The sequence below is a fragment of the Niastella soli genome, from assembly GCF_017742245.1.
Lineage (GTDB): Bacteria > Bacteroidota > Bacteroidia > Chitinophagales > Chitinophagaceae > Niastella > Niastella soli.
Genome location: NZ_JAGHKO010000010.1, coordinates 413,852 through 440,290, shown reverse-complemented (window position 1 = coordinate 440,290; position 26,439 = coordinate 413,852). Strand labels below are relative to the sequence as shown.

18 protein-coding genes are annotated in these 26,439 nt (G+C 43.7%); 10 read left to right on the top strand and 8 right to left on the bottom strand.

The annotated features are described in order from the left end of the window. The first annotated feature begins 178 nt into the window (after positions 1-178). Both J7I42_RS26045 and uxuA read left to right on the top strand, forming a co-directional pair. A complete protein-coding gene (locus J7I42_RS26045) occupies positions 179-2,107 on the top strand; it encodes a sialate O-acetylesterase (protein WP_209141817.1) in 1,929 nt (642 codons plus the stop codon). A gap of 72 nt (positions 2,108-2,179) precedes the next feature. Further along, positions 2,180-3,340 (top strand): mannonate dehydratase, encoded by a 1,161-nt coding sequence (uxuA, locus tag J7I42_RS26040; protein WP_209141816.1) that lies wholly within the window; start codon positions 2,180-2,182, stop codon positions 3,338-3,340. A 188-nt stretch (positions 3,341-3,528) separates the two neighbouring features. On the opposite strand, the gene J7I42_RS26035 is transcribed toward uxuA, so the two are convergent. Further along, the gene (locus J7I42_RS26035) at positions 3,529-5,196 is read right to left on the bottom strand and encodes an LTA synthase family protein (RefSeq protein ID WP_317196264.1); all 1,668 of its coding nucleotides are present in this window, start codon (positions 5,194-5,196) and stop codon (positions 3,529-3,531) included. 391 nt (positions 5,197-5,587) lie between these two features. On the opposite strand from J7I42_RS26035, the gene J7I42_RS26030 reads away from it, so the two are divergent. From J7I42_RS26030 to J7I42_RS26015, 4 genes are all read left to right on the top strand, one after another. Continuing rightward, positions 5,588-6,265: a response regulator transcription factor gene (locus tag J7I42_RS26030; RefSeq protein WP_209141814.1), complete on the top strand. Its 678-nt coding sequence runs from the start codon at positions 5,588-5,590 to the stop codon at positions 6,263-6,265. Continuing rightward, on the top strand, positions 6,262-7,518 hold the full coding sequence (locus tag J7I42_RS26025; protein ID WP_209141813.1) for a sensor histidine kinase: 1,257 nt from the start codon (positions 6,262-6,264) through the stop codon (positions 7,516-7,518). Before J7I42_RS26030 ends, J7I42_RS26025 begins: the two co-directional genes overlap by 4 nt. 71 nt (positions 7,519-7,589) lie before the next feature. Next, positions 7,590-9,764, top strand: a complete 2,175-nt coding sequence (locus J7I42_RS26020; protein WP_209141812.1) for a TonB-dependent receptor — start codon at positions 7,590-7,592, stop codon at positions 9,762-9,764. A gap of 146 nt (positions 9,765-9,910) precedes the next feature. Beyond that, on the top strand, positions 9,911-10,906 hold the full coding sequence (locus J7I42_RS26015) for a phosphatase PAP2 family protein (RefSeq protein ID WP_209141811.1): 996 nt from the start codon (positions 9,911-9,913) through the stop codon (positions 10,904-10,906). A 256-nt stretch (positions 10,907-11,162) separates the two neighbouring features. On the opposite strand, the gene J7I42_RS26010 is transcribed toward J7I42_RS26015, so the two are convergent. Beyond that, the gene (locus J7I42_RS26010) at positions 11,163-13,376 is read right to left on the bottom strand and encodes an alpha-N-acetylglucosaminidase (RefSeq protein WP_209141810.1); all 2,214 of its coding nucleotides are present in this window, start codon (positions 13,374-13,376) and stop codon (positions 11,163-11,165) included. Between the two features lie 208 nt (positions 13,377-13,584). On the opposite strand from J7I42_RS26010, the gene J7I42_RS26005 reads away from it, so the two are divergent. Continuing rightward, complete coding sequence (locus J7I42_RS26005) at positions 13,585-14,286, top strand: hypothetical protein (RefSeq protein WP_209141809.1); 702 nt, start codon at positions 13,585-13,587, stop codon at positions 14,284-14,286. Positions 14,287-14,436: 150 nt separating this feature from the next. On the opposite strand, the gene J7I42_RS26000 is transcribed toward J7I42_RS26005, so the two are convergent. After that, the gene (locus J7I42_RS26000; RefSeq protein ID WP_209141808.1) at positions 14,437-14,718 is read right to left on the bottom strand and encodes a hypothetical protein; all 282 of its coding nucleotides are present in this window, start codon (positions 14,716-14,718) and stop codon (positions 14,437-14,439) included. Positions 14,719-15,087: 369 nt separating this feature from the next. Here J7I42_RS26000 and J7I42_RS25995 point away from each other — a divergent pair, with 369 nt between their 5' ends. Then, a complete protein-coding gene (locus J7I42_RS25995; RefSeq protein ID WP_209141807.1) occupies positions 15,088-15,819 on the top strand; it encodes a DUF6250 domain-containing protein in 732 nt (243 codons plus the stop codon). Positions 15,820-15,990: 171 nt separating this feature from the next. On the opposite strand, the gene J7I42_RS25990 is transcribed toward J7I42_RS25995, so the two are convergent. The 4 genes from J7I42_RS25990 to J7I42_RS25975 all read right to left on the bottom strand — a co-directional run bounded on the left by J7I42_RS25990 (position 15,991) and on the right by J7I42_RS25975 (position 23,877). Beyond that, the gene (locus J7I42_RS25990; RefSeq protein WP_209141806.1) at positions 15,991-17,061 is read right to left on the bottom strand and encodes a sterol desaturase family protein; all 1,071 of its coding nucleotides are present in this window, start codon (positions 17,059-17,061) and stop codon (positions 15,991-15,993) included. A gap of 457 nt (positions 17,062-17,518) precedes the next feature. Further along, on the bottom strand, positions 17,519-18,820 hold the full coding sequence (locus J7I42_RS25985) for an NCS2 family permease (protein WP_209141805.1): 1,302 nt from the start codon (positions 18,818-18,820) through the stop codon (positions 17,519-17,521). Positions 18,821-19,182: 362 nt separating this feature from the next. Beyond that, the gene (locus tag J7I42_RS25980) at positions 19,183-20,820 is read right to left on the bottom strand and encodes a RagB/SusD family nutrient uptake outer membrane protein (protein WP_209141804.1); all 1,638 of its coding nucleotides are present in this window, start codon (positions 20,818-20,820) and stop codon (positions 19,183-19,185) included. Positions 20,821-20,886: 66 nt separating this feature from the next. Further along, positions 20,887-23,877, bottom strand: a complete 2,991-nt coding sequence (locus tag J7I42_RS25975) for a SusC/RagA family TonB-linked outer membrane protein (protein WP_209141803.1) — start codon at positions 23,875-23,877, stop codon at positions 20,887-20,889. Positions 23,878-24,145: 268 nt separating this feature from the next. Between J7I42_RS25975 and J7I42_RS25970 the strand changes: the two genes are divergently transcribed. Both J7I42_RS25970 and J7I42_RS25965 read left to right on the top strand, forming a co-directional pair. Further along, positions 24,146-24,748 carry a CDP-alcohol phosphatidyltransferase family protein gene (locus tag J7I42_RS25970; RefSeq protein ID WP_209141802.1) on the top strand — a complete coding sequence of 201 codons (603 nt, stop codon included), beginning with the start codon at positions 24,146-24,148 and terminating at the stop codon, positions 24,746-24,748. 272 nt (positions 24,749-25,020) lie between these two features. Further along, entirely contained in the window at positions 25,021-25,569 is a 549-nt protein-coding gene (locus J7I42_RS25965) for a Crp/Fnr family transcriptional regulator (protein WP_209141801.1), read from the top strand. 93 nt (positions 25,570-25,662) lie between these two features. On the opposite strand, the gene J7I42_RS25960 is transcribed toward J7I42_RS25965, so the two are convergent. Next, positions 25,663-26,238, bottom strand: coding sequence for an SHOCT domain-containing protein (locus J7I42_RS25960; RefSeq protein ID WP_209141800.1), 576 nt, complete (start codon positions 26,236-26,238; stop codon positions 25,663-25,665). Positions 26,239-26,439: the final 201 nt, after the last annotated feature.

The following is a 26,439-nucleotide window of genomic DNA, read 5'->3' as shown; positions in this document are numbered from 1 at the left end:
TTGCCAGAGAATGGGTTGGTGCATCCGTCGGACTTTTTATTTTGAAAGGCAATGGGCAATAGGAAATGGGCAATGTGCCCGCCTACTCCGCCAGCCGGCGGCTCGGCGGGTGACGCAACAGGCGAATCGCAACAATAACAAGAACTTAATAACTAACGAACTAAATAACGAGGTGCTTATGCTCCGATTGCTTTCCATATTTATACTTAGTCTTCTAAGTACAGCCGTTTTAGCTCAAGTAAAACTTCCCCGCCTTATCAGCGACAATATGGTGCTGCAACGGGATACGAAGCTGACCATCTGGGGCTGGGCGGCTGTTGGGGAAAAAGTGACCATTCGCTTTAAGGATAAAACCTATTCTGCAACCACGAGGGCTGACAGCACCTGGTCGGTAACTTTGCCTGCCAGCAAAGCCGGTGGACCCTATGATATGGAAATCAACGGTTCAAATCACCTGATAATAAAGAACATAGTAATAGGCGATGTGTGGGTTTGTTCTGGTCAATCGAATATGGAACTGCCCATGGAACGGGTAAAAGAGAAATATCCAACGGTGATTGCACAATCTGCCAATTCCGCCATCAGGCAATTTAATGTAGCCACTACCTATGATTTTGAAAAGGCACGTAAAGACTATGAATCAGGTAGCTGGCAAATGGTTGATCCCCAAACTATATTACAATTCACTGCCGTAGGCTTTTTCTTTGCAAAAACATTATATGAAAAATATCAGGTGCCCATTGGTTTGATAAAAGCCAGTGTGGGCGGCTCCCCAGCCGAGGCCTGGTTGACTGAAGATGCCCTCAAAGCTTTTCCTAAGCATTTTGAAACAGCCCAGAAATATAAGCACCCTGGCTTTATAGACAGCATCAGGAACAGGGACCGCCAGATCCGGGATAACTGGTATCAATCCATTTGGCAACAGGATAAAGGATTACATGATACCAAACCCTGGTTCGATCCCAGCTTAAACACTACTGATTGGAAAACCATGCCGGTTCCCGGTTTCTGGGATGAACATGGATTGAAAGGATTGAACGGTGTTGTGTGGTTTAGAAAAGATATTGACGTTCCAGCATCCATGACCGGGAAGCCGGCTAAATTATTGTTGGGAAGAATTGTTGACCAGGACTCTGTTTTTGTGAATGGCCGGTTTGCCGGTACTATTGGGTATCAGTATCCACCCAGAAGATATGAGTTACCAGCAGGAATGTTACAGCCAGGTAAGAACACGATTGTAGTTCGGGTTATTAATAATTCCGGCCGGGGTGGCTTTATTACTGACAAACCTTATAAGCTGACAGTAGGAGAAGAGACCATTGACCTAAAAGGCGACTGGCAATTCGCTTTGGGCACCACGGCGCCGCCTTTGCCTTCAGCCACCTTCTTTCAGTATATGCCAACGGGCTTATACAAAGCTATGGTGTCACCTATGTTGCCTTTTCGCATCAAAGGTGTTATCTGGTACCAGGGTGAATCCAATGCCGGGCGGGCGGTTGAATACCGGACATTATTTCCGGCGGTGATAAATACCTGGCGGCAGCATTGGCATGAAGGGAATTTCCCCTTCCTGTTTGTACAACTGGCCAATTATATGGAAACAAAAGACCAACCTGGTGAAAGTGACTGGGCCATGGCAAGAGAAGCCCAATTGAAGGCTTTATCTTTGCCCAACACCGGCATGGCTGTGATCACCGATATAGGAGAGTGGAATGATATCCATCCGCTGAACAAAGAAGATGTGGGTAAACGACTCGCTTTGTGGGCAGAGAAACAAGCGTATGGCGATCAACAGATAGTATACTCCGGCCCGTTATATCAGTCTATGAGCGTGCAGGGCGGCAAGATCATTGTACAGTTTACCAGCACGGGCAGTGGATTGATGGCCAAAGGTGGCAAGGAGTTAAAATACTTTGCTATAGCTGGCGCCGACAAAAAATTTGTCTGGGCCAATGCCGCTATTGAAGGAAATAAAGTAATAGTATGGAGCGATCAGGTGCCGCAGCCCGTTGCTGTTCGATATGCCTGGGCCGACAATCCTGAGGGCGCGAATTTGTATAACAAAGAGAATTTACCCGCTTCTCCATTTAGGACTGATAATTGGTAAGTTGTTTAGTTTGCTGGTTTTTGGGCTTTGAAGAAACTAATAATATAGAAAGCAAAAAGAATTAATAATACTATGGAGTATACAATGCGTTGGTTCGGGCCAAATGATCCCGTTCCATTACAACATATCAGACAGGCGGGATGTACCGGCGTAGTAACCGCCTTACACCATATCGCTGTTGGCGATGTATGGACCATCGATGAGATCAACAAACGAAAGGCGATGATCGAAGCTGCCGGGATGAGCTGGACGGTCATAGAGAGTTTACCGGTTCATGAAGACATCAAAAAACAAACCGGTAATTACCAGCAGTATATTCAAAACTACAAAGAGAGCCTGCGTAATGTAGCCGCCTGTGGTTTAAAAGTAGTCACCTATAACTTTATGCCCATCCTTGATTGGGTAAGGACCGATATTAACTACGAAATGCCGGATGGCAGTAAAGCCCTGTTCTTTGAACGGCTGGCTTTTATAGCCTTTGACGTATTTATGCTGGAAAGGCCAGGAGCAGAAAAAGAGTATACAAAGGACGAACTCAATGACGCAAGGAATTATCTGGATAGTATAACACCTCAGAAAAAAGAAACGTTGTACCGGAATGCCTTGTTGGGATTACCCGGCAGTGACGAACCTTTTACCAAGGAACAAGTGCTGGCTGCGTTGACCACCTATCATCACATAAATGCGCAGAAGCTAAAAGAACATTTGTTTTATTTTCTGCAACAGGTAGTTCCCGTGGCAGCCGAATGTGGATTGAAAATGGCTATTCATCCGGATGACCCGCCATATCCGGTATTGGGTTTGCCCCGCATTATGAGTACCGAACAGGATGTGAAAGATCTGTTGCAGGCAGTGCCCTCTCCGGCAAATGGGTTGTGTTTTTGCACGGGTTCATTGGGCGTACGGACCGACAATGATCTCCCCGGTATAGTACAACGCTATGGCGATCATATTCATTTTGTACATCTGCGCAGTACAAAACGAGATGGGGCTGGTAACTTTTTTGAAGCTGACCACCTTACCGGTGATGTAGATATGTATGCAGTGATAAAAGAACTGGTGCTGGTTATGCAACGAAGAAATATTGCATTACCCATGCGCCCCGATCATGGCCACCAAATGCTGGATGACCTGAAGAAAACGACTTACCCCGGTTATAGCGCTATTGGTCGTTTGCGGGGATTGGCTGAATTAAGGGGACTGGAGCTAGGCATTGTTAGAAGCTTGGGTTAGTTGAGATGGTTGACAAGGTTCACGTTTTACGACAAACGAGTTTCGAGTTATTGAACACATTGTCTACTGCAGTCTGCCGATTAACGGACCTGAGCGCAGCGAAGGTCCCGTCTGCCGTCTGCCGTCTGCCGTCTGCCGTCTGCCGTCTGCCGTCTGCCGTCTGCCTATTGCCCATTGCCCATTGCCTTTCATTCCTTCATTCCCCCATTCTTATACAAATAATAAGCACTTTGATACGCAGCTATAGCTTTTTGACTTAGCTGCGGATCATTTTTTATGGCCTGCTGTTCATCCGTTTTTGCGTTCCAGATGCTGGTGGCAATCTGTTGATTCGGGCTCAAGGTTACCAGGCTGTCGCGTTGTAAATAACCCAGCTTTTGATAGGTAGCAACATATGCCCTGGGTTGAAACGTTGGCGACAACACATTCTTACCATACCAGTTTGATCCATATTGCCAGTTTAGCAAGCCGAATAAAGTGGCGAACATGTCTATCTGTGAACATTGTTTTTCGATAACAGCCCGGGTATTGTTTTTCAAATTGTAAATAATACAGGGAATGTGATATTTTGAAACATTGATCTCGTTTTTACCGGCGCTGCTGGCACAATGGTCGGCAACAAAAATGATCACGGTATTATTGAACCAGGGTTTTGTGCGCACTTTTTTCAGAAATTCCCCAATGGCATAGTCAGTATATTTGACGGCACCTTCACGGCCTGAACCGGAAGGAATGTCGATCTTTTTTGCTGGATAGGTAAATGGCCGGTGATTACTGGTGGTCATTACAAAATCAAAAAAAGGTTGCTGTTTGGCGTAACGGGCATCTGCTTCCCGGATTACGGCATCGTACAGGTCTTCATCACAAATACCCCAGGCGTTGGCAAAATGAATGTCCTTGTCGTCAATGATGCTGCGTGCTCCGGTAAAATGGTCACCCGGTTCAAACCTGCCTCCCTTATCGGTTATATCAAAACCGTTGCTGCCAAAGAAATTATTCATGTTGTCGAAATACCCATCGCCCCCGTAAAAGAATGACCTGGAATAACCTGCATTTTTGAAAACGCTTCCCACTGTAAACAAACCCTGATTATCGCTTCGGCGAACAATACTATTGCCAGGTGTTGGCGGAACACACATGGTCAATGCTTCCATACCGCGTACAGTACGGGTACCCGTTGCATACATATTGGTAAACAGAACGGCAGAGTCAGCCAGTTCATCCAGGATGGGCGTAAGGTGTTGGGTATTGCCAAAATGGCCCATGAAGTCGGCGCTAAAGCTTTCAATGGTTACCAGTATCACGTTAGGTTTTTGTACCACACCCGCACTGTCTATCTGCCGCCTGATATTATAACCGTTATCGAGAAAGGCAGCATTCGGTTCCTGTAAATCAGCACGAACAGTGGAAAAGGTAGTGGCTTCTGGTTCCTTTGCATAAAAATCATAATAGTTCAACTCATTATTCCTGAACGCAGAAAAGAACGAATAGATCCCTGCCTTCGACAATTCATTCTGATACCTGTTATGTGGCCCATCTGCCCAGGAATTGGGTATGAACAAAACGCCCAGGAGTGCACCCAGTACCACAGTTCCGGTGATCAAAAGCCGGCTAGCAAAAGGAGTATCAGTTTTAAAACTCTGTTGAAATATTCTTTTTTTATAAAAAATAAAGGTCACTAATAAGGTCAGCAATACCATTCCGCTGATCAACCAGGGCAGGGGATACGACTGGTTTATATTATTGATCACTTCAAAGGTATACACCAGATAGTCTACAGCAATGAAATTGAACCGGCTTTCAAATTCATCCCAAAAAGCAAACTCGGCAAAGAAGGAGAACATAATGATAAGCACCGTCAAAAAGAATCCACTGCAGGTTAACACCCTGTTAACCAAAGAGGAGTTCCACCGCTGGGGCAGTATCAATAAATATATAGAATACACGACGCTAAAACAAAGCGCCACTATGGTATCAAAGATAAGTCCCTGGCCATAAATACGTAAGCAGGAAATAATACCTGGGTCGGCTTTGTGAAAAGACCATGCTAATAAAACAGTTCTTGTAATAAAGGATATTATCAGGAAGAACAGTATGAAGTGGAATAGTACAGAATACCGGGTTTTAGAAATCATAACGGCGTAAAAGGGTAAAAGAAACGCCTGAATTTGTAGGAATTTTGAAGTCTGAAATAGATTTGCCCGAATTTCTTCAGTTTTGGTATATTACTTTGCATAAAGAACCAATATGAAAGTCCTGATCATTGAGGATGAACCATCGTTGAACAAGGCTATGGTAGATTATCTGCATCACCAGCAGTATTTGTGTGAGTCTGTCAGTAACTTTCACGATGCATTGGAAAAAACAGAGATCTACCAATACGACTGTATTGTACTGGACATTATGCTGCCTGGTGGCAGTGGGCTGGAGTTGTTACGCCAGTTAAAGGACAATCAAAAAAGCGAGGGGGTGATCATTATTTCAGCGCGCAATGAGCTGGACGATAAATTGACCGGATTGCAACTGGGCGCAGATGATTACCTTACCAAGCCATTCCACTTACCCGAATTAAGCGCCCGCATTGCGGCCATCATTCGCCGCAAGAACCTGCAGGGGAATAATATTATCCGGTTTGAAGAGCTGCAGATCGATGTACAGGCAAAAACGGTGAAAGTGCAGGATACGGAAATAAACCTCACCCGTAAGGAATATGAATTGCTGTTGTACTTTTTGGTGAACAGGAACCGGGTGCTTTCCAAAGACGCCATTGCCAGCCACCTGTGGGGCGATGATGCTGACCTCGCCGAAAATCTTGATTTTATTTACACCCATGTAAAGAACCTGCGCAAAAAACTATTACAGCATGGTGCAGGAGATTATATCCGCAGTATTTATGGGATGGGGTATAAATTCTCTCTGAAATGAAACTGTTCACCCAATATAACCGTATCAATATTGCCGCTTCCATTATTGTATTTGTGGTAGGGAGTGTTGTTTTCTATTTTGTATTGCGTGCCGTATTGCTTAAGCAGCTGGATGAATCCCTGCATACTGAACAAACGGAAATAGTCTCCTATGTACAAATGCATAATAAACTGCCAGAGGTGGTGAATGCGTATAACCAGCAGATCACCTACGTGGTTACCCATGAGCCGGTTTCCGGAACAAATTATTACAGTGATAAAACCAGGGAAGGGGACGGCATTGAAATGGAATGGATGCGCAAATTGGTTTTTGGTATTACTGTAGCCGGTAAAAATTACCGCGTAACAGTAACCAAATCGCAGGTAGAAACGGAAGACCTGTTACAAATGGTTATCATTGTTGGCGCCGGGATGATAGCCCTGATCTTGCTGGCTGGTTATGTCATAAACCGAATGGTGATTAAACGCTTATGGAAACCTTTTTACAAAACTGTAGCAGAAGTAGAACAATACCAGCTGGCCAAACAACAGGCCTTGCAATTGTCTGTTAGTGGTGTTAGCGAATTTGATCTGTTGAACCAACAACTGACCAAAATGACCGACCGGGCGCAACAGGATTATCTGGTTGTAAAAGAATTCAGTGCCAATGCGGCCCACGAAATGCAAACCCCGCTTGCGGTGATCAGAACGAATACCGAAGCTTTAATGCAGGACGAATATGTTTTGCAACAGCATGATAAATCAATTCAAACCATTTGCCAGTCTGTAAACCGGTTAACCCGCCTGAACCACGACCTGTTATTACTGGCGCGAATAGAAAATAATCAATTCCCAAGACAGCAGAAAATAGAGCTGGATAAAATAATTCAACAAAAGACAACCGAACTGGCAGAGCTGCTGGCTTCGAAAAAGTTACGCTACCAGGGATATCTGGAGCCCGTACAAATTTCCTGTAATCCTCACCTTGCCGAAGTGATCGTAAATAACCTGTTGAGCAATGCCATCCGGTATAACAAGGAAGATGGGATAATTAAAATAGCGCTTACCCCCCAACAAATGATCGTTTCCAACACCTCGTTATTACCTGCCCTGGAAAAAGATAAGATCAGTCAGCGTTTTTACCGCCATCCCGATACAAAGGCAGATGGAAATGGACTGGGGCTTTCTATAGTTAAACAGGTCTGTACGGTTACAGGGTTTACCTTACAATATGATTACCAGCAGGGATTACATATTTTTTCTATTACTTTCTAAGGCTTCAAATTGCTCACAGATTCAGCCAATAAGTTGCATCCGTTATTATTCGTATCGTCAAAAACCAGCGCATGAAAATCTGGATGTTGCTTATTGCATGTTTGTTCTACACTTTTTCTGTTTCTGCCCAGGATATCTTCCGTGTAACTGTCAGGAGTAGGTCAACTACACAAGCTTTACCTGGTGTGTCTGTAACGCCAACAGGCGGCAGAGGAGTTGTTACCAACGACAGCGGCCAGGCTGTAATAAGTGAGCTGTCTGCCGGTAAGCATACCATTCAATTTTCTTCCATAGGCTATGAGCCATTTACCCTCACCGTTACATTGCCCGATACCGGTTGGCATGAAGTGTTATTAACAGCTGTTCATAAAGAAATGGAAGAGGTAACGGTACTGGCCAGTACCCGTAATAACCAGCGTATAGAGAATTCACCGCTGAAAGTGGAAGTCTTGGGAAAGGAAGAAATGAACGAAGAGAACGCTATAAAGCCAGGCAATATTGCCAGTATACTGGGCGATGTAAGCGGGATACAAATTCAGCAATCCTCAGCGGTGTCTGGCAATTCAAATGTACGCATCCAGGGGTTGGATGGCCGCTATACACAAATATTACGCGATGGGATGCCATTGTTTGATGGTTTCAGTGGCGGCTTTGGCATTATGCAAATACCGCCTCTCGATCTGAAACAGGTGGAGCTGATCAAAGGTTCAGCCTCTACCTTATATGGCGGTGGTGCCATCGGCGGTCTTATCAATCTCATCTCTAAACGACCCGGTTATGAACAGGAAGGCATGTTTACGCTTAACCAAAGCACTTTAAAAGAAAGTAACTTCAATGCGTATGTGGCAAAGCGGAACAAAAAAGTTGGCTATAATTTCTTTGGGGGCGTAACGCATCAGGGTGCTGTTGATGTAAATGATGATTCATTTTCCGACGTTCCTAAAACGGATGCGGTGGTGCTGCATCCCCGGTTCTTTATATATCCGGATAGTAAAACAACCATTGCACTGGGGTATACTGGTACTTTTGAAACCCGTAATGGTGGCGATATGCAGGTAATAAAAGGAAACAAGGATGCCGTACACCAGTTTTTTGAAAAGAATAAAACCGACAGACATACCGGTGATCTACTGGTTGATCGTACAATAGGGAATGGTAACAGGCTGGAGCTGAAAGCCAGTGTGACTTCATTTGACCGGGAGATCAACACCAACGTGCATCATTTCAAAGGGAACCAGTTGAATTATTTTACTGAAGCATCCATCTTAATCCCCAGAGAGAAATATAGTTTTGTTGCTGGCGTAAATGCAACCGGCGACCGGTTTAAGGTATTGCCTTCCGATCCCGTGTTGTTAACCAATTTCGATAATAATACGGTTGGTGCTTTTGCACAGGGTACCTTTAATTTACCGGTGAACACAACCCTGGAAGCGGGCATCAGGACCGATCATCACAATAACTATGGCAACTTTGTTTTGCCCCGGATCGCTTTGTTTCATCGGTTCAATGAACAGTGGGCTACCCGGCTAGGGGTTGGCTTTGGTTATAAAGCGCCCAATCCGCTGGCTGTACAAACAGTTGATTATCCTATTCAGGAGATACAACCATTGCCCGCTGGTATACAGGCGGAAAAATCTATAGGGTATAATGCGGAGGTGAATTTCAAAACGGAATTGAGCAATGAAAGTACTTTGTTCATCAATCATGCTTTCTTTTTAACGCAGATCAATAATCCTGTTATTGCAACGGAGGAAGCTGCAGGGCCGGTAACGTTTAATAACGCCGGCAGCCATATACTCACCCGTGGTTTCGATACTTATGCGCAATTAAAACTGGGTGCATGGGAATTGTATGCGGGCTATACCTACACCATTGCCGAAAGAAAATATTTAAAAGATAACCAGTTTATGCCCCTCACGCCCCGTAACCGCATGGCGTTTGTATTGGTTTATGAAATAGAAGGCACCTGGCGGTTTGGACTGGAAGGCTCTTATACAGGTACTCAATACCGTGATGGCGATTCCAAAACACCTGATTATTTGTTTACGGCCCTCATGGTGGAAAGAAAGCTGGGTAAAAAGATCAGTCTGGTAGCGAATTGTGAAAACCTGCTCGATTACCGGCAAAGCAGACACGAAACATTATATACAGGCTCAATATCAGATCCAACGTTTAAACCTTTATGGGCACCGATCGATGGCCGCGTAATAAATTGCTCACTACGTTGGAACTGGGGTGCTAAATAGCCCCCATAGTTGCACTTCAAAATTTCTTCAGATTTAATCAATTAAATTAAGAAAACAACAAGTAAGTTGGATGGCATAATATTTTAATGTATTGGCCAGAACACTGCATACATATTTGACGTGGGTAGATAAAAATGTCTTTCAACATGGGACACAAGCTACGATATGGTATTTTCTTACTAATGCTATTACCCTTTACAGCATTGGCACAGAATGATACAATACCAAAAAAACTTGATAGTTTAAACAAACTGCCACCTGAGTTAAAGAGAAGTAATAAAGACAGTATCAGGCGGGAGTTCTACAATCAAAAAACAAAGATCACCTTCCCTGTTTATTTTACATTACTGGGCGATGACATCAAGCAACAGGTTACGGCGCCCTTTCATGCCAAACCGCGGGACTGGTTTAGAGCAGCTGCGGTAGTAGGTATTACCGCGGGCGTGTTGGCTTTAGATAAGCCCATTAGCCGTAGAGCTGTTGAATGGCGTAAAGAAAGTCCTGCATTAGTGAATACCAGTAAATATGTTACGCGTTTTGGTGGTCCTTATGAAGTGTATACGCTGGCTGCCCTGGGTACCTATGGTTTTCTTTTTAAGAATGAAAAGATAAAGACTACCACCTTGCTGGCTACGCAGGCTTATATTTCCTCGGCAGTGATCTTTGAAGCGCTCAAGTTTTTGTCGGGGCGGCAACGACCCTATTATTATGATCCTGAAATTAATTCAAATAAAACGCTGTGGCATGGACCATTTTATCAATTTAAGAAAGATGCCAATGGGAACAAACCTAACAGTTACTCCTATACTTCATTTCCATCGGGACATACTACGCTGGCTTTTGCTGCCGCAACCGTATATGCCATGGAATACAGCGACCGGCCTGCGATTAAGTTTCTTGCTTACGGTGCCGCCTCTGTCATTGGTTTAAGCCGTATTACAGAAAATAAACACTGGGCCTCTGACGTGCTCATTGGCGGGATCCTGGGGCACCTTATAGGGCGTCAGGTAGTGAACAACTATCACCGGTATGCCAAACTGAAATCAGAACAGGCTGCCGCTAAAAAGAAAGGCACTATTTCTTTTGCGCCAAGCTATCAGTTTGGCAAGGTGCTTCCCGGAGTGGTGTATACTTTTAAATAAGGAGCAGTGAATCGGCAATAGGCAATAGGCTCATTAAGTTTGAGTCTCGCTTAATCGGGAAATCCCGATAAGTCGGGACAGGCTGTGAAACGTGAAAGAATACAAGGCAGTTGGCAATAGGCAAAGGGGAAAACCGCTATTTCGCCTACGGCTCAACATAATTTTCAGAAATCTCTTATTTTCGAGAACCCACTCACAACTCACCATTCACAATTCACCATTGCAACTCATTAACCAACTTTCTCTATCACCCCTATCAACTGGTCAACTTCCCTCTATACTTCTTATATAACATCTGCGCCACTTGTAAACTATTGCCTGTAGGCATCGCCGGATATGCGTTTTGCGTATTTACCCATTTCCATTCCCATTTACGAATGCTTTCCTCAAATTGTTTCAGATCGGGTGCTGAACCGGTACGTAATGATTGGTGCAATAATGTAAAAAATTGTTGCCAGCGTGGTTTGTAAAAATCATTCAATAAGCCGCTCCATTGCCGGTTTGAGTACTCGTGAAGCGGACTGTTGGCATCACCCCAAAGGGTGATCAGATCACGGGCATTTTGTTCATACAAAGCCTTTTCACCTGGGGTAGTACCATTGCTACGTGCAGCAGCTAACCAGGGCCCCAGCATAAAATCTTTTCGGGTAGCCAGCAATTGATCCATATCGCTGATCAATTGTAAAAAGGCAAGACTGTATTTATTAAAAGCAAGGCTGTCCTTTTCGTTAAACGCAGCCACCCATTTCTTTTGTAACGGGGCGGCATAATTGGCAAGCACTTGCCGGGTAACATCCACCAGGTCATATTGAAAGCCATCACTGTTAACACCTTTTGCTGCGGACTGTATAAACAGGTCCCAGGCGGGCAACAGATCATTGGGTGCGTAATTGAGTTTGGTGCGTGTCCAAACCGTGGTAGAATCAAACGTAGGCCTGCCGGTAATGATCGATTCGGCCCCATCGCGTATCACGGCGCCATTGTACACGGTTTGCCTTAATATTTGCCAGGCATTCACCAGGTCTTTGTTTGCTGTTCTATAGCGATTCAGGACATATTGTGGTATCCAGGTGTTCAGTTCAATGGGGGTTGTTTGCCAGGTATGTTGGGTCATCAGTTCATACATCACCGGGTTTTGTTCTATGGCTTCCATGGTTAACCCAATGCCCCATAACTTACCCGATGTATTGTCGTTCAATGCCTGCGCAGGTCCGGCTGCTACGCCGTTCATCCGGCCAAACAGGTTTACATTGCCGCCAAAATTGTGCAACATATTCCATATCCAGGGTTTCCCGTAAAAGGCATCAGTGCGTTTCCAAACCGGTTCTATTTCCGCAGCAAGGTCAAGCAGGATCATTTTATTGTCTGGGACTGCTTTTAACAGGGCTTCAATTTGCGGGGCTTTCCAGAATTTTCGATCGCTATAGAACAACCAGCCCTGCATAACCCAGGTAGCGGCCGTATCGGCCTGTTTCATTCCTTCATATATACGGGCGCTCAATGCTGAAAGAAAGGCTGGATCATCAGACGGTGGTTCATTTTCATTGAAAGTGTCTGCGGAATACAGGTGATCGGTACCAAACAGGGTTGTTTGTTTTTGAAGAAAGCGTTTTCCAATTTCTGCAAACAACGGATCTTCTGAATCCAGGATATAAGTATCTGAAAAACCATTCGTCCAGTTGGTGGCTTTTAGTTTGGCATTGGGATATTTCTTTTTGAATGCGGATGGCACATGTCCGGTAAAGGCAGGTAATACTGGTTTCATACCCAGTTCCCGTTCCCGTTGCAATATTTTTTCCTGCAATACTTTATGACTTTTCATCCAGCTTAGGGGCAGCGGACCACCCCAGGCATCCAGGTTGCCCATCCAGAACCAGCCAAAGTAGGCCGGGCCACAAAAAAAGTTTTTCAGGTCCTCATCAGTAAACCCCATCTCTTTATACACTTCATACCAGGTATATTCTTCGCCGGTAATGGCCAGCGGCATATTGATGCCATGCAGGGCCATCCAATCAATTTCCTTTTGCCAGCGGTCCCAGTTCCACCAGCTCATACTGTAATTGAACGTGCAATAATTAAGATAATAGCGATAGGTATAGGGAGTAGCCTTATGTACTTTTTCTTTCACCACAGGCAGGGAGGAGGGGAACTGCAGGTTGGTACCATTCCAGGTTATCTGACAATGACAATAGTCAGTAAGGTAATGGTATAGGGCAGACGCGATGGAAGTACCATTATTCCCACGAAGCACAATGTTTTTACCACGACTTTCCACTTCGAAGATATCTTTACCGTTTTCGGCCGGAATGTCTTCTACAATAAATGAAGCCGCGTAGTTGGGTATAACCCGTTTTATTAATTCGTAAGAAGCTTTGGTATTTAACTGGGCGGCAATCGTTACAGGCAGCATGATTACCAGGATCAACACGATAAAGTTGCTGGCCCTGGGTATTCGTATTTGTTTAAACATAGTTAGTAACTGGTTATCCAATTGGTTACGCAAACAATATAAACCCAATTTTTTACTTTCTGTCAAAACCTCCTTTATATAGTCACGAAAACCTTTTCGTAAACTTCAATTCATACCCTCATTTTCTCAGTTTATAAAGGATACTGTTTATCAGCGGGTCTCCCTATAATAAGTTTGTGGTGATTTATCACTATTTAAAAATGCCTGTATGTACAAATTACCATTGATCATCTGGATGATGTTATTGGCGTATACCGCAGAAAGCCAGTCAACTCCTTTTGATATTTTAAAATACGTAGATCAGTTGCCGCCGATAGCTGCCAGCGCCAGTGATGCTTATCAGCAGTCTTATCCCAAGGGAAAGCGTACGCCTTATCAGCAATATGAAGCCGTGCTGGACGCGCAGATCAATGAATTGACTGATTTGTCGAAACACCAAAGCGGATTATTATCCTATTTGTCTGGCCGCAGTGACCGGGAAAGCAGGATATATGATTTTGGCAAAATGGTTAAAGCGGAGGACCTGGAATTGAAAAAGAAACAGGAAGAGCAGATCCATGTTTTCTTTAATTATATTGACGATTACAACCGGGCAACGTCCTGGACCATTGACTCTATCAGGAAAAACGAAGAGAATTATGGTGTACAGGCAGCGAAAATGGTCAGGGTATATCAACAAGCAGCTCCTGTATTCGTTAAAAAACTTAGACTGCTAACCAAGGAAATGAACGATCTGTTGAATAAGAAAGGGTATAATACAATACTCAATAACCAGGTACAAACACATAAATATTATATCCAGTTACTGGAAGTAAGAGGACTGCTGCTGGACAGGATCAGACAGGTGTGCAGGATGATCGGCGGATCGAGTGATTATGTAGCTGTTATCCAGGCAGAAGCGTTGAAGTAAGAAATTTTGGGATTGCGGGATTTCTAGATTTTGAGATTTGTCGACAATTTCGAATTTTCACAAATCTCAAAATTCCGAAATCTCAAAATCAGAAATTGCAATATAGAAAAGGGATGCTCTTGTTTTGAAAGACATCCCTTCTTACTATTATTAATGTTGCAAATGATAACGCATTCTGCTTTCCAGTTTATCCAGGTTTTTATCTTTCATTACAGTAAAAGAAAATTTCTTACCTGTTTTAGAAGCAGCACGCACCACCGCATCTATTACTTCATTGATCGATGATCTATCCTTGCATTTAAATTCTATGTTACCACTTTCTGCTTTTGGCCCTGCTGCCACAAGCGATTCATTTTGCATTTCTGTATACAACTTTGTGTAATCATTCGGGTTCGCACTATGTAATTCAACGCGGGCAGTGAATGTGTTCATATAGACTATTTAAAGGTTTGAAATAAATGAATTATTTGATCCCAGATTGTTAATAGGTGATTATGATATTATTAATAATTACCATGAAAAGCTAATCCAATTTGTTTGAATTACGCTGTTTTGTTTAATGGCCACTATTATTAAAAAAGCGTGCCAGGATGTTACTTTGGGGATATAATAACAAAGAGCTTACAATTGTTAATGATCTTAATACCCTACAAATTTAGTAGGATATACAATATAGTCAAAGCATTAAGCCATTAAATACTAATAAATATTGCTCAATAATCTCAGGGTAGTACAGGATGGCGTTTTCGTATAGTAAGCTAATTTTCTTGTAGAAATTAACTATCAAACGCTTGCTGTGTTATGAAAAAAAGAAATATATCCCTGGCCATTACATTTATTGGCTTGTTTGTCTTTTTAACAACAATAACAATTGCGCAACAGCCACAACAAGCAACTATCAGTTTACTAACGGGCGGCACCTTGTTATATTCAGATAATTTCTCAAATCCAATCGACGTCCACCGCTGGTTCGTAGAGATGGCCCCAGAAGAAAATTCATCTGTGCATACACAAAACGGGAAGTTGGTGTTAAATACCAAAGGTGGCGTAACAGTTTGGTTAAATGAATTGCTGAAAAAGAACATTCGAATTGAGTATGACCGGGAAGTAGTGGTAGCCGGGGGGGTAAATGACCGCTTATCTGATCTCAACAATTTCTGGATGGCTAAAGACCCGCGGAATGAAAAGCTGTTTACCCGTAATGGGATCCTGGAGTCATACGATTCGTTGCAAATGTACTATGTGGGTATGGGTGGTAATACGAACCGCACAACCCGGTTCAGGAAATATAAAGGCAATGGAGAAAGAAAACTGTTGCAGGAGTATTCTGATTCAGTCCATTTATTACAAGCCAATAAAATTTATCACATTGCAATTGTAGTAAAGAATGGGAACATTTCGTATTGGGTAGATGGGCAATGTTATTTCTCGTATAATGACCCTGAGCCTTTAGAAGAAGGTTATTTTGGCTTCCGTAGCACTAAATCGCATCAGGAAATAAGTAAGTTTAAAGTATTTCAACTGGAAGAATAAAGATGCAATCGGCAATTGATTTTTGGAGACGCAAGATAGTTATTAATCTAAATAAACGCGAGCCCACTCACTACTCACCATCTGGAACCGCCCAAAGACCCCCACCTGAACTTTGCTAAACAGGCAGGGGAGGGGACGGTCACAACGGAACTTAGAAACGAGAAACGGACTTTATACTTTAAGGGGAGAACCAAGAATATTCGGTGCTATGCTTTCAGGAAGTTCGTCACCAACGGCTGGTCCATTAGCCGCCAATTCACTCCCTTCTTTCTTCGATTTAAAAAATGGCCATAGGAATTGCGCATACCATTCTTCCTGTTTATAATGTTTCAATCCGTATGATTGGGGATACTGACGCGTGATGATCCCGGTTTTAAAGATCACATCCCACAAAAAGAACATGTTGCCAAAATTCCCTTTGTAATGACCAATGCCATCATCATTGCTATCGGCATGATGCGCATGGTGGGTAGCCGGAGTAGAGATAAGTCGTTCCAGCACCCAACCAACTGGCTTTAACCATTTGATGGTATAGAAAGGTTTATCCCAGGGAATGCTGGAATGCGCACCTGTAGTGATCAACGACTTTATTCCTGTTACAAACAGGGCGGAGTAACCGAGTCCTAAATAGGTGAGGGACGTGGTTAAATAGATCTGCGAAAAGAAAATGGTATAGATCACGTTTTGCCGGCTTGCCATTGCCATACCCATATAAGGCGCAGAATGGTGCGTACGATGGAATCGCCACAAGAACGGCAACTGGTGATGCAGGCGATGATACCAGTATTGAGTTAGGTCATCTGCTATGGCAATAATAAAAAAGCCCCACCAAAAAGGGATCCAGGCAAATGCATCTTTACTACCGGGTAATAGGATGGGCAGCACCTTCAAGCCAAAATAAGCAATGAGCGGACGGATGACCAATTTGGGCGCAATGAAACACACGATGTCCAGTATGCGTTCATTCTTTGTCCATTTGTTTTCATATAGTCCTGCCGCAAACTCAACAATGCCCAGTATGATCATAATTACGGGTAGTCCCCAGGTGGTGAGGTTTTTAAATATTGCTTCCAGGAAGTGTGGCGCTTTAAATGGCAATACGGCCGTACCATGTTGTTCCCAGGGGCGGGAGCCGATTGCATAAAAGGTAAGGAACATCAATACAATGGGTAGTGCATATATTAATATGCTGATCAACCCATCGCGGGTTATTTTTTGTGATAACGTGTAAGTTGGTTTCATTGTATAATAGTTTGGTTATCGATTAATGAGAAAAGTGTTAGCGAGCCAGAGACCGCCGGCAATAATTGTTAGTGGTATAAGAAAGATGAGGATGCCAACGGCAATCTTTTTTGAAAGAATAATTACATCTGTTGTGGTCATGGTTAATAGTTTATGGTTTTGAAAAATGTTCTACGAAAGGTGGTAGCTGTCAGAAAGTGTCGAATAGCAAGAAAGATGCAGCAATCGTGGAGATCAGCAGCAGTTGTTACAACAACAACCAAAATTGATATGCCCTGCTATATACATTATAAAATATTTCGTGCTGACAAAAGCAGCTTACCGGGTTAGGGTTCCGGTTATGTAAATAGGTGTTATTTGACAGTACAAGTTTACTGTTTTTTTATAAGTCCACCAAAATAATGGACTATTGTTTTTTAAGTAGCTTGTGAGGTGGGTTGTAATGTAACACAGTAAGCTATTCTAGGACCAATGCCAGTATTGCAAACGCATCAATCACCAACAACGCAACACTTAAATCCTGTGTCTTTCCCATAATAAGTTTAATGGCAGTCCAGCTAAGAAAACCCCAAATGATGCCTTGCGTTATACTGTAGGAGAAGGGGATGATGACCATAGCGAGAAAGGCAGGTATGGCTTCATCTAAATGTGTCCAGTTTATTTTTGTAACCGGTTGCACCATAAACACCCCTACTAACACCAATGCGGGCGCGGTGGCAATAGCCGGCACAACCGATAGTAAAGGGGCTAAAAATAGAAAAGGCAGGAATAACAACGCGCCGGTAATGGCGGTAAGCCCGGTTCTCCCTCCTTCTTTTATCCCAACGGCAGATTCAATATAAGCGGTGCCCGGACTGCTGCCCACCAGTCCTGCAATGGTAGTGGCCATGGCATCAGTTACCAATGCGCGTTTTATGTTGCGGGGTTCGCCATTTTCATCTAACAGGTTGGCTGCTTCGGATAAACCCACGAGGGTGGAAAGGCTGTCGAACATATCGGTAAATACAAAAGCAAAGATCACCGGCACAACCGACCATTGCAGCGAATGAATAAGGTCAAGTTTCAACAGTAAACTAAAGTCTGGCGCAGCAAAAAGTCCTTTCCAGGAAATGAGGGGTGGTGTACCCATTGCCCACCAACGGCCCAATGGGAACGCGGCCAATGTGGTGAAAACAATTCCAATCAAAATAGCGCCTTTTACCTGTCGCGTTACCAGGATGGCGGTGAATAATAGCCCCGCGAGAAAAGTAAGCAGGGCCGGATGCAATTTCCCAATACCTACAATAGTAGCGGGATTGTGTACAATGAATCCGGCATTTACAAATCCAATAAGCGTTATAAATAGACCAATGCCTGCGGCAATGGCATAACGCAATGGCCGGGGTATGGCGCGTACAATATAAGTGCGGACATTAAAAGCGGAAAGCAATAAAAATAGAACCCCACTCCAAAACACCGCGCCTAAAGCTACCTGCCAGGGGACCTTCATCCCTATTACCGCCGAGAAAGTAAAAAAGGCATTAAGCCCCATGCCTGGCGCTACCAGTACCGGGTTTTTGGCATACCAACCCATCATCAGGCTACTGAAAAACGACACCAGTACAGTAGCCGTAAGCACACCGCTAAAGGGCATCCCTGCCTGACTGAGCACCGAAGGGTTCACTACAATAATATAGGAGGTGGCCAGAAAGGAGGAGATCCCCGCAATGATCTCGGTGCTGCGGTTGCTGTTGTTTTTAGTGAGGTCGGTGGCAGTCATTTACTGAAGATAAGGAAGAATGCAGCAAATACCAAGCTCATAATCAGGATATTATGAAGCTTTCCAGCTTGTAAAGACATTGTGGTCCCATGGTGGGAAAGGGAAGGGCTAATTTATGGTCTTTTTATGACCTCACAGGGACCTAACAGGGACCTCACAAGGACCTCACAGGGACCTCACAGGGAGATAGTCCCTGTGAAGTCCCTGTAATCTCCCTGATTGGTCTTTGGTTGTTGAGATATAGACATTATTTGGTTTCTGAGGCCTTATCGACTGTTCGTACTTGCCGGAAACAAAAATCCCGCTCCGGTGTAACCGGGGCGGGATTCACTAAATGCTTACTTTATAAGCGGTTGTAATTATTAATACCCATCGTTCTGGGCCAGATTGGTGTTCAGCTTTCTTTCCGAGTTTGGAATAGGGAAGAGCTGTCTGCGGAGATCCTGGCTCATATGCGGGTTATCGTACCCGGGAGTGGCCACATCACCGGGGATGGCATATTCTGTTTCATATTTACCAAAACGGATCAGGTCGTTACGGCGCCAGTTCTCCCAGTACAATTCACGGGCACGCTCATCGAGCAGCTCGTCAAGGGTAACAGTGGTAACTGTGGGCGCTTTAGCGCGGGCACGCACTTTACTTACCAATGTTGCCGCGTCCTGCATTTCACCATTTACGGTGGTAGCAGCAGCGCCATTCAAAATGGCTTCCGCTTTCATTAAATAAATATCTGCCAGGCGGAAGATCGGCATATCATTACCACTCATGCGGGTAAGCGCGGTAGTAGCCCTGTCGGGATAATACTTGATAGAACGGATACCCATACAACGGGCCAGGTAATCATTACCCACATCGAAAGGCTTTTTGCCAGTCATTTTGATGGTTTTGGTGATCTCCAATTGCCAGATTGTATCGCCAGCAGGGCCAGAATAGCTGGCATTCAGGTCTTTCTTCGTGATCTTAATGGTAAAGGGGGTTCCATCCTTGTAAGTCTGTTTACCTACCAGCCAGGTGTTGGTACGCTCATCACCAGGCAGGTTGAACTTGTCGTAAAAGCCGGGTGTGGTGCTCATAGAGATACTCAGGTTGTTGGGCACGCCATATACCGGGTACATATAAGCCATAAAGCCATGGCGGGTAAACTGGTTGCCATCCAACAGTAAGGGATCGTAAGGTATAGCGAAAATAGTCTCTGTGGTATTGGGACCATTATCCGGTGCAAAAACAGCCGCATAGCTGGGATCGAGCGAGTATTTTTTAGAGGCAATAACGCTGTCGCACATGGCCACTGTTTCAGCATATCTTGTAGTACCGGTGTATATTTTAGCGTTGAGATACATTTTTGCCAGCAGGGCATATACCATTCCTTTAGTAGGGTGGGCATATGTTGGAATGGGGTTGTTGGGGTCTTTTACCGGTAACTTGCCAACGACCGCTTTCAGTTCTTTTTCAATGAATTGAAATACTTCCACTCTTTTTTTAGTAGCTGGTAAATCGTTCACCGGGAAAGTATCAACGATAGGAACGTTGCCATAAATGTCCATCATAAAGAAATAGAACAAGGCGCGCATGGCTTTTACTTCTGCAGTGGAAGAGATGCGGGCTGGGTCATTTTCCGCCATAGATGAATTGGCAATGTTGCTTAATACGCGGTTGCAGGTATTGATGGCGCCAAATCCCCATGACCATACATCTTTTACGTTTGCGTGATCGGGGGTATACTGATGGTGATGGTGTTGGCGGTACTGTCCACCGTCATCATAGTTACCATCGCGGCCGGGAATAATGACCTCATCGGTGGTAAGTTCCTGCATACGGAAATATTCAATGGCATACTTGCTGGCCAGCTGCGTATAAATGGGGCCTATTAAAGCCGTATAATCGAGTGACGTTTTGGGAAAGTTGCCAAGGGTATATTGTGACTCCGGTGTAACATCCAGTTTGGAACACGCACTCGCTACAAAAACGATAGCTGTTAATGCGATCAATATTTTTTTCATACTGGTAATTATTTATGATAGTGTGATCTCGTATTTTTTTATTCAGTTATAATAACGCACATGACATTAGAACACGATGTTGGCGCCAAAGATGATCGATCTTGTTTTGGGATAGAAGTTTTTAGAATCTATACCCGGCGTTAAACCAGCGATATTGATCTCAGGATCAATACCACGATAGCCAGTGATCGTGAACAGGTTGTTGCCGGAAACATACACGCGCAGTTTGCTGATAGCTTTAACCTTAGTCTTAATAGAATAACCCAGCGTTGCATTATCCATGCGGATATAATCGCCCTTTTCCAGGAAGCGATCTGATGTGAGGTAAGCAAAGGCGTCAATAAATGCTTCACCCAGCGTGAACTTGGGTACGTTGTTATTTTTTGAATCAGCAGGACTGTTCAATTGTGCCAGGGTATTGTTCAGGATCTTGTTGCCGGTTACCCCTCTTAAGAAGAAATTCAGATCGAAATTCTTATAAGTAAAGGTGTTGTTCCAGCCAAACAGCATTTTCGGCTGGGCATTTCCTGCAATCATAAGATCGGTTGTCAATGGTTGACTGGCAATGGTTTTTCCATCGGCGGTCAGGAAGGTACTGGTACCTGCATCGTTCTTGCCCATATAATGCCACAGGCTGAATGTTCCCAAAGGCTGGCCCTGAACAAGCACCTGGCTCCAGTTACCTGATTGACCTTTTCCACCCAGGTAAGCAAGGGGGTAATAATCAGGAGCCTGGAATCTGCCATTTGATAAGGAAACCACTTCATTCTTGTTATGTGAAGCATTCAACGTGGTGTTCCAGGTAAACGCTTTGGTTTGAACCGGGGTAGCATTTATGTTCACCTCAACACCGGTATTTTTTACTTTACCCACATTCGCGGTCATGGTGCTTGTAAAATATACGGTGTTTGGCACCTGGTAACCGAAGATCAGGTCAGACGTATTTTTGATATAATAATCGATAGAACCGCTGATCCGGTTTTTAAGCACCGAGAAATCAAGACCGATGTTGGTCATGGCAGTGCTTTCCCATTTCAGATCAGGGTTCTCGTTTGTTACGGGTAACAGGCCATTCAGGTACAATCCATTGTTATAAAATCTTCCGCTCGCATCGTAACGGGTAATAGCGGTAAACGCATCAAAGCCCAGGGAGTTACCCGAAACGCCATAACCAGCTCTCAGTTTCAGGTCATCAAATATTTTTTGATCGGCCATGAATGATTCCTGGGTAATGCGCCAGCCTGCAGACACGGTAGGGAAGTAACCCCAGCGGTTGTTATTACCAAATGCAGAAGAACCATCTTTACGTAAAGAGGCCTGGAATAAATACCGGTCCCTGAACTGATAGTTAACACGGGCATAGTAAGAGATCAGACGGAGGGTAGAAATGATGTTATTATCAAATTTAATAGTACCTGTTACCACGCCATTACTTACTGCCAGGTTATTGTAGTTGAGCAGGTCATTGGTGTAATATTGGGTATTGGCTCCAAAACCATCGCCGGTGCGATCTTGTTGCCAGGAGTAACCAGCCAGTAATTTAAAGTTATGGTCGCCATACGTTTTGTCGTAATTGAAGTATGATTCAATTACCTGTTTGGTGTTCTCATAGCTTCCACGATGCGCTCTGCCGTTTGCGCCTACCGCCTGTCCTGAATATGCGTTGTTATAGAAGCTGGAGTCGAGCCGTTGTTTTTGTTGAGAAAGGCTCAGGGTATATGTCAGCCCTTTCAGGATCCTCACCTCGGCCAGGCCATTCAGTAAAGTGTTCTCTTCTTTATAATCAAAAAGGTTGTTGGTGATAATGCCAACGGGGTTCAGGTAACCACCCCGGCTGAAATCTTCAGTAAATGATCCGTCGGGGCGGCGCACTTTTACGGTGGGCATATAGGTAAGCATATTACCGAACAGCGCGCCCTGGTCAACGTCGTGGTGTTTGGCAGTGCTGTTAGTGGCTGAGAACGCCAGTCTGAGGCGTTCATCAAAGAACTTTGTTTCAATATTACCTCTGGCTACCACCCGCTTCAGGTTGGTGGTCTTTACAATACCCTGGTTGTCGAAATAGTTGATGCTGGCGCCATACAGGGTATTGCCCTGTGCGCCATTAAAAGCCAGGTTGTGGTTGTGCGATACACCAGTGCGCATCACTTCATCCTGCCAGTTGGTATTGGCGCCGCTGTCGTTGTATTGAGAAACCAGGCTTTGTCCGTTTTTACCCAGATAATCCCTTAACTCATCGCCACTCAGCATATCAATTTTATTGGAGATGGTCTCAATGGCAACGTATGGGTTGTATGACAGCATGGTTTGTCCTTGTTTTGCCCGGCGGGTAGTGATCATGATAACGCCGTTAGCAGCACGGGCCCCGTAAATGGCGGTTGAGGAAGCGTCTTTCAATACGTCGATGGAAACGATATCTGTAGGCGCTACCAGTTCCAGGTTTGCACCAGGAACACCATCTATAACATAAAAAGGTTCATTGGCGCCATCGCGCAGGGTAGAAGGGCCACGCAGGATAACAGAAGGTGTTTTGTTGGGGTCACCACTGCGGGCGATGTTCAAGCCCGCTACTTTACCTTGTAATAACTGGGTAGGAGAACCGGTTACTACCTGGTTAAAGTTTTCGTTATTGATACTGGTTATTGAACCGGTGATATTTCTTTTGCTCGATTTACCATAACCAACCACCACTACATCACTTAATTGTTTCGATTGCAGTGTAAGCTTTGTATTGATGGAAGTTTGATTACCAACAGAAATGTCTTTGGTTACATAGCTAACCGCAGAAAACTGCAAAAAAGCTTTGCCTGAAGGAACCGTAATTTCAAAATTTCCACTCTCATCCGTAGTAACTGATTTGTTGGTTCCACGAACTGTAACGCTTACACTGGGAAGCGGTGCATTGTTCTCATCTGTGACTTTTCCTTTAATTGTACGGTCTTGTTGTTGAAAGGCTAAGGCTGGCAAAGCCATAAGCAGCATCAGCGCTGCCAGCATTGGCAAGGTTGTTTTTCTGACAAGCGGGAAACAAAAAAAACGCATGATTTTTTTTCTCATTGTAAATGTTTGGTGTTACGAGATTGTGATCAGTGAACCCTCACTAAATTTAATTTAAAAATGCAGGCATAGCTCCGTTAGCGATAGTAAAAGGATAAGTCGTCGATTTTTTGGAGAAAGCGCAAAGGGAAACTTTCGATGTTACTAAAATGTAAACCGTGTATTAAGTTATTGCTTCACAGTAGCAAAACTTTTTTAGCTATTTTCGTGGCGGGTGCAATTCTTTACTTTTCAAAATCCCTAAACGGCACCTTTCCTGATATATATCATGAAAAAAAATCCGGTTGTCCTTATTTATTCAAGATTACTCATGGGGGTGGTTATCCTGCTTTTAAGTGTTTTACAGGTTGAGTATTATAATGTTATAGCCATAATTCTTTTTACAACCGGTCTGCTGACTGATATTTTTGATGGTATTATTGCCAGGCGTTTGAATATCTCAACGGAGCGATTGCGAAGACTGGATTCCTCTATTGACCAGGTATTTTTTATATCAGTAACTATAGCAACCTATTTACAATGCAAAGCATTTTTTTATAGTAACTACATTATGTTGGCAATATTACTGGGAACAGAAGCATTAACCTATGTAATAAGTTTTATAAAGCTTAAAAAGGAAGTAGCTACACACGCTATTTCTTCAAAAATCTGGACTTTGTTCTTATTTGCTACCCTGATACATATAATGGTTGATTGCAATGCCGGTATTTTGTTTCAATGGTGTTTTTATGTGGGGATGATCTCAAGATTGGAAATTGTAGCTATTTTGCTTCTTTTGCCTAAATGGACAAACGATGTCCCTTCGGTTTACCATGCTATTTTATTAAGAAAAGGAAAAGAAATAAGAAGGCACAAACTGTTTAACGGATAACTATTGAGGTGCATTTACTGCCTTGTGCCAGGCGGAATCCCCGGGATCTACCTGGGGCTCCGCTGGACTTGTAATGTTTGCGTAGGTACAAACATAGGTGTAAAAAACAACCCGGTGTTACGAATCAGGGAAAACAAATTATTAATTCCGAAATAGTATTTCCACTTATGTGTACCAGCTATTATTAATCATACCTTTGAAATACCGGTTTTGGTCCTGTTGATTTGTGCATTCCCGCCTGTTGCACCATCCCGTCTATAATTAATATTGAAATGAAAACGCTGAAAGACCATATTAAACGTACCATTTCCGTTACGGAAAATGAGTTGGAGCATATGGTGCAATTATTTCAGCCAATGACGCTGGAGAAGGAGACCCATCTGATAAAAGCCGGGCAGTACTGTGAGAATTATTATTTTGTTGAAACCGGTTCGCTGCGTGTATATACCATGGTTGATAACCTTGTTGTGACCAACTGGTTTGCTTTTGAAGGTAATTTCTTTACCGACCTTGAAAGTTATACCTATCAATGCCAGGCAAAGTTTAATATCCAGGCTATTGAGAACTGCTCGTTGTTATATATTTCCAGAAATAATATGAATGTGTTGCTGAAACAATACCCGGCGTGGGGTGAACTGGTGCGCAAAACCTGGGAGCAGGCCTTTCTCCGCTTATCGCAAATTGTTTTGTCGGTGCAAACCATTTCGGCCAAGGGGCGGTATGAGCAATTATTCAATCATCAGGAGCTGATCCAAAAGACCCCACCCCGGGACCTGGTTTCGCTGTTAAGTATTACCGATTCTCCTCTTAGTAAGAAGTAAAAAGAAAGAAGGTTCGATGATTTGAATGTTTGATAGTTGACCTCCGGACCTCAACCATCTGCAACCAAACCATCAAACCTTTTTATTGGTTTTTCATATTAGTTTTGTCTTCATGTCATTGTACTCTGCTTCTGTCATTCTACCCTGTTTTTTTAATTCGATCAGCTTTTCCAATTCTTCCATTCTATTATTGGTTATTGTACTTGTATGAGTTGGGTGGCGGGGATGTGGCATTTTAAATTTCAAACTATTGAAACCGTTGTCAAGGGTATCGGCAGGTTTTTTTAATAACCAGGCCGAGATGATCACTGCCAAAGAGGCGGCCAGGGTGATCCACAACCCATAACCTGCTGAAACAATACTGATCCCGCTACCAGCTATCTGACCAAATCTTATGATGGCAAACAGCAGGGCAATGGAGGCTGCCACCATGGTTATCATCCACATGGTTTTTCCTTCTGCTTTCTTTTGATCACCCATTAATGTAATGAGCAGTACTGCTACAAGCGCCCCGAATACTACTATGCCAATACCGCTAAACCCGTTGGCATTAAGTTGGTGGCGGAAAACGCCCCCTATGGTAACCCAGGGAAGAAAAACGGAAATAATGCCAATGGCAGATAGTAGTAAAATGAATCGGCGTTGTTTATGCATGAACAGAATGCTCATAAACATAAATTTTATGGTGAAGAAATAATGGTATATAGACTAGTTCATTGGGAAGGAAGGGAGCAATAAGGTATAATTCTATAAAGCAGGCGTTTGGGCAGCCGGAAGTTTTCAGGAGATAGGGATGACATACCTAAGATACGGGAAAATTTAAATATAGACAAAAAGACATAAAACAGATAAAGTTGGCAAGTTGAAAAG